Origin of the sequence: Mesorhizobium intechi (genome assembly GCF_002879535.1) — a bacterium.
In the GTDB taxonomy this organism is placed as follows: domain Bacteria; phylum Pseudomonadota; class Alphaproteobacteria; order Rhizobiales; family Rhizobiaceae; genus Mesorhizobium; species Mesorhizobium intechi.
In genome coordinates, this window is record NZ_PNOT02000331.1 from 1 (window position 1) to 5423 (window position 5423).

Annotated in this window: 3 protein-coding genes and 1 pseudogene; 2 read left to right on the plus strand and 2 right to left on the minus strand. The window is 62.8% G+C overall.

Annotated elements, in window-relative coordinates; all coding sequences use genetic code 11:
* Positions 1–218, plus strand: a pseudogene (locus tag C1D09_RS28305) (DUF2059 domain-containing protein); the annotation flags it as partial.
* 119 nt (positions 219–337) lie between these two features.
* On the plus strand, positions 338–1729 hold the full coding sequence (gene gor, locus C1D09_RS28310) for a glutathione-disulfide reductase (protein WP_143977303.1): 1392 nt from the start codon (positions 338–340) through the stop codon (positions 1727–1729).
* Between the two features lie 99 nt (positions 1730–1828).
* On the opposite strand, the gene mgtE is transcribed toward gor, so the two are convergent.
* Both mgtE and C1D09_RS28320 read right to left on the minus strand, forming a co-directional pair.
* The gene (gene mgtE / locus C1D09_RS28315) at positions 1829–3193 is read right to left on the minus strand and encodes a magnesium transporter (protein ID WP_143977304.1); all 1365 of its coding nucleotides are present in this window, start codon (positions 3191–3193) and stop codon (positions 1829–1831) included.
* A 270-nt stretch (positions 3194–3463) separates the two neighbouring features.
* On the minus strand, positions 3464–5356 hold the full coding sequence (locus C1D09_RS28320) for an ABC transporter ATP-binding protein/permease (protein WP_143977305.1): 1893 nt from the start codon (positions 5354–5356) through the stop codon (positions 3464–3466).
* Positions 5357–5423: the final 67 nt, after the last annotated feature.

Here is a 5423-nt window from a genome sequence, read left to right on the forward strand (position 1 = left end):
AGGCTGCCGACATCTGGCAGAACGGACTCGGCCGCGACCTCGCCCAGCAGGTCGGCGAGACGCTGGCCGCGGCCGCCAAGGCAAAGGCGAAGGCCGCCCCTGCGCCCGCTGATGGTACTGCTCCGGCCGACAATGCGGCTCCGGCGGATGGCGCTGCACCGGCGGATGGCGCTGCTCCGGCGGATGGTGCTGCTCCCGCCGACGGCACGCAGAACTGATCCTGCGTTCTCCAATGCGGCCTTGCGGCCATCTGTGAAGCCCGGCTTGTCCGGGCTTTTCTTTTGGCCTTGGGCCGCCTACCTGTCACTCACATTTCCGACGTTCAAGGAGCCGCCTCATGGCCGGTTATGACTACGATCTTTTCGTCATCGGCGGCGGCTCCGGCGGGGTGAGGGCGGCGCGCGTTGCCGCCGCACTCGGCAAGCGCGTCGGCATCGCCGAGGAATATCGTTTTGGCGGTACCTGCGTGATCCGGGGCTGCGTGCCGAAAAAACTCTATGTCTACGCCTCGCAATTTCCCGAGCATTTTGCCGATGCCGCCGGCTATGGCTGGACGGTGCCTGAAGCCAGTTTCAACTGGCGGACGCTGGTGGCCAACAAGGACCGCGAGATCAGCCGGCTGGAGGCGATCTACAAGAAGAATGTCGAAGGCGCCGGCGGCGAGACCTTCCATTCGCGGGCGATGATCGTCGACCCGCATGTGGTGCATCTCCTGGACGACGACCGCACCGTCACCGCCGACCAGATCCTGATCGCCACCGGTGGCCGGCCGGCGGCCCACCCAGCGCTTCCCGGTCATGAGCATTGCATCTTTTCCAACGAGGCTTTCGACCTCAAGGAACTGCCGAAGGCGATCATGATCGAGGGCGGCGGCTATATCGCGGTCGAGTTCGCCAACATCTTTCACGGGCTCGGTGTCGACACCACGCTGGTCTATCGCGGCAAGGAGATCCTCAGCCGCTTCGACATGGATCTGCGCCGCACGCTGCACGAGACCATGGAAAAGAAGGGGATAAGGATCCTCTGCCATGCCGTATCGGAGTCGATCCGCAAGCGGCCGGACGGCCGGCTCGATGCCCTTCTCACCACCGGCCAGACGCTGACGGTGGATCAGGTCATGCTGGCCATCGGACGCATCCCCAACACCCAGAATATGGGCCTGGAAGGCATCGGTCTCGAGATGACCCAGGCCGGCGCGATCAAGGTCGACGAGTATTCCCGCACCAACATTGACAATATCTGGGCGATCGGCGACGTCACCAACCGCGTGCAGCTGACACCGGTGGCGATCCACGAAGCAATGTGCTTTGTCGAGACGGCCTTCAAGGGCAACCCGACCGCGCCCGACCACGACACAATCGCGACCGCGGTCTTCTCGCAGCCGGAAATTGGCACTGTCGGCCTGTCGGAAGACGAAGCCGTCAAGCGTTTCGCCGATGTCGAAATCTACCGCGCCAGCTTCCGGCCGATGCGGCATACGCTTTCGGGCCGAGACGAGAAGATGCTGATGAAGCTGGTGGTTGACGGCGCCTCCCGCAAAGTGCTCGGCGCCCACGTATTGGGGCCGGATGCCGGTGAAATGGCGCAGCTGCTCGGCATTCCGCTCAAGGCCGGCGTGACCAAGGATGATTTCGACCGCACAATGGCCGTGCACCCGACCGCGGCGGAGGAACTCGTCACCATGTACAAACCGACCTACCGCGTGAAGGACGGCCAGCGCGTCCAGTGACGCGCGCGGCTTGCTCCATGAAGGTCGACGGAACCATCTAACGCAGCAGTCTGAGAGGCGGAAGCCGCCGCCGGCCATGGCCAGCGGCGGAGACAGCGGCTACAGCAGCGTGCCGCGCAAGATGACCAGCGCCACCGAGAAATAGATCACCAGCCCGGTGACATCGACCAGTGTGGCGACAAACGGCGCCGATGCGCTGGCGGGGTCGAAGCCGACCCGTTTTAGCGCGAAGGGCAGCATCGATCCAGAAAGCGAACCAAAGGTGACGATGCCGACCAGTGCCGCGCCAACCGTCGCGGCAATCAGCGGCCAGTGCGGACCGTAATCGTAGAAACCGAAATACTGCCACAGCGTGATGCGGCAAACGCCGACCACGCCAAGGATCGATCCCAGCACAAAGCCGGTCGGCAGTTCGCGCAAGGCAACCCGCCACCAGTCGCTCAGCCCAATCTCGCGCAGCGCCAGCGCCCGGATGACCAGCGAGGTCGCCTGCGAACCGGAATTGCCGCCGGAACTCATGATCAGCGGAATAAAGAGGGTGAGCACGATCGCCTTTTCCAGCTCGCCTTCGTAGCTCTGCATGGCATTCGCCGTCAGCATCTCGCTGAGGAACAGCGCGCACAGCCAGCCGCCGCGCTTCTGAATCATGGCGAGGAAGCTCATCTTCATGTAGGGCTCATCGAGGGCTTCCATGCCGCCGAAGCGATGCACATCCTCCGTCGTTTCCTCGATCATCGTGTCGATGATGTCGTCGATGGTGACGATGCCGAGGATCTTGCCGTGGTCGACGACCGGCAAGGCGAGCAGGTCGTATTTGGAGATCGTCTGCGCCAGCGTTTCACGATCGGTCAGCGGGGTGACCGTCACCGGCACACGGTCCGGCGCCACCGACAGGATCGGGTCGTCCGGCTCACCGGTGATGAGCCGGCGCAGGCCGGTCGACCGCACCAGGAGGTGCGTTTGCGGATCGACGATGTAGATCGCGTAGACAGTTTCGCGCGTCCTCTCGACCTTGCGGATATAGTCCAGCGTGCGCCCGACGGTCCAGTCCGAGGGAACGCTGACGAATTCGGTCGTCATGATCGATGCGGCGCTGCCTTCTGGATAGCCCAGAATGGACAGCAGGGTGGCGCGCAGCGGCGGCGCCAGTGCGCCGAGCAGTTCGGAGCGTGCCGGCTCATCAAGCTCGCGCAGTATGTCGGCCGCACGGTCGACCGACATGGCGGTCAGCAGCTTGCTTGCCTTGGCCCGGGGCAGGGCCTCGGCGAGTTCGGGCGCGCCATCGAGTTCCGGCTGGTCGAAGATCTCGACCAGCCGCTCGAAGGGTACCGCGCAAAGCAGATCCGTCGCGGTTTCGCGCGATTCATGGTTGAGCGCCTCGACTACGTCGGCGACGTGGTCGTTTGCAAGGATGCGGGCGATGGCGACGGCCTCGTCGTCCGCCACGGGGGAAAAATCGTTCATGGTTCACTCCTTGCCGTCCGGCAGGACATGAACCACTCAGGTCACGTCTAGGCGGACGGCGGTTGCGTTCGACTAATACTGTCGCCAGGCATGGCGCGGTGACCTTTCCGCTTGCGTGTTCGCGTTTGACTGTCAGCAAGCCAGCGCAACATAGGAGCGCGCCTTGCCGAGTCAATCGCGGTGAGTGGGGAAAACGGCGCCTGATGGCTCCGCTCGCGATACTGTGATCGCCGACCGCAGCACTGCCGGCAAGTCACGGTAAAATCGCCGTTATTTCTGCTTAAGCCGGCGCGAGAAACGCAGCCATTTGTCCTCGACCGGCCGTGGCTGGGTCAAGATCGTGGTGAGTTCGACCGGCAGGGTTGGAACCATCGGCTTCTTGGTGGCGACGCCGTCGGCGATCAACACGATCGAATGGTAGAACTCGGTGCCGGCAGCCGATCGTGGCGCCACCGCTTCGTGCATCACGCTGATCACCGTGACATCGGGGCAGTTGTCCTTGATCGCCTGGTGGAAGGCAATCTTGCCTTCCGGGTCAAGGGCGCCGGTCGCCTCGTCAAGGAACAGCAGCCCCGGCTGCTGCAGGATGATGCGGGCCACCACCAGCTTCTGCTTCTGGCCGCCCGACAGGACCTGATCCCAGCTTTTGCCTTCACGGCTTTGATTGGCCATATGCTCGATGAAGTCGCCAAGGCCGGCTTTGTGCAGCGCGGACGCGACCTGCGCATCGCCGTGGTCATGCTCGGAGCCCGGCAGGCAGACCAGCTGTTTCAGCGAGACCTGCTGGAGCTTGACCTCCTGGGCGGCATAGAAACTCCTCACCCCGTCGGGGAAGACGATGGTTCCGCGGCCATAAGGCCAGAGGGCGTTGATTGCCTTGATCAGCGAAGTCTTGCCGCAGCCCGATTCGCCTTTGAGGAACGTCCATTCGCCGCGCCGGAAGCGCAAATTGGCGGCGCTGAGGAACGGTGTCGCGTCCTCGCCCTGATGCGCCAGTTCGAGCTTCTGGATGGTCAGCCCGAAAACCGGGTTCTGGCTGGCATAGTGGAAGTCGGACTGACCGGTCTGGCTGTAGAACGCTTGCGGATGCTGGACGTTCTCGATCGCGTTCGCCAGTTCCGTGACACGCTGGCTGTTGGCGCGCAGCGTGGCGATGGCGGGCATGACATGAATGAACCACGAGCACTGGCTGATCAGCTGAGCGACCATTTCGGAGCCGGTTATGTAGCCCTTGTAGTCCAAGCGATTGTGTATGAAGGACACCAGACCGGGACCATAGGCGACGATCCGGGCGCCGAGGAAGTTGTAGATCAGCTCGAACGACGTGTAGCTGTTGTTGACGACATTGAGCTTGCCCCAGGTCTTGTCGATATCGACGTAGAGCTTGTCGTGCATCGACTTTTGCACATCTTCGCCATTCGAGGCGGCGACATGGAAGCTGCGGCGCAGGAACGTCGTCAGTTCACTGCGGTAGCTGCCCTCGGCCTGCTGCATGCGGATATTGAGCCGCTCGAGTAAGCGGCCAAGCTTGACCGCAATCCAAGTGTTCAGCGGCACGTAAATGGCGACGGCGAGGAAGGCCAGCGCGGCGCTGCCATAACTGCCGAGGAACTCCAGTCCTTTGACCTCAACCGAGGATCCGATCAGATTCTCGCCGATAAAATAGAGCGAGGTCGCGACACCCAGAACTCCCATGGCGAGACCGATCGCCCCGCCCGTCATGTCCTTGATCGATTCCTGGATGCGCTGGTCGATGTTGTCGGGCGCGACGATACCGCCGGCCGCCGAACCATGCTGAGCATGGAAGTGGGTGTGATTGCCGTCGAGCAGAGCCTTGTTGAACTGGGTATTCAGCCAACCACGCCACTTTCGGTGCAGGGTTGCCGAAACAAGACCACGCACGCCGGTGAAGCCGGCATCCTTGAGCACAACCAACAGAACCAATACGCCAGCATTGGTCAGAATTGCCTGCAGCGGGCTGGTGTTGGCCGCGTCGTGAAAGAAGGCTATCGAATTGCCCAACTCGCCCAATGCCAGGGCAAACCAGACGCCCGCCTTGCTGGAAAGCCCCGTCAGCAGCGCGATGACGATGGTGAGCGTCCAGGCTTCCTTCCAGCGCTCGGAGAACCAGTAGGCCTTCATCAGCCCCCAGAAACTGCGCATCGAGGATACCGGCGTCAAATGCGACGGCCCTGCGGCGCCGCGGTGTAGTCTATCCGGTACTGACTCC

Coding starts and splice junctions, on each gene's coding strand:
- C1D09_RS28320 (WP_143977305.1), bottom strand. CDS start 5,356: ATGCGCAGTTTCTGGGGGCTGATGAAGGCCTACTGGTTCTCCGAGCGC.
- mgtE (WP_143977304.1), bottom strand. CDS start 3,193: ATGAACGATTTTTCCCCCGTGGCGGACGACGAGGCCGTCGCCATCGCC.
- gor (WP_143977303.1), top strand. CDS start 338: ATGGCCGGTTATGACTACGATCTTTTCGTCATCGGCGGCGGCTCCGGC.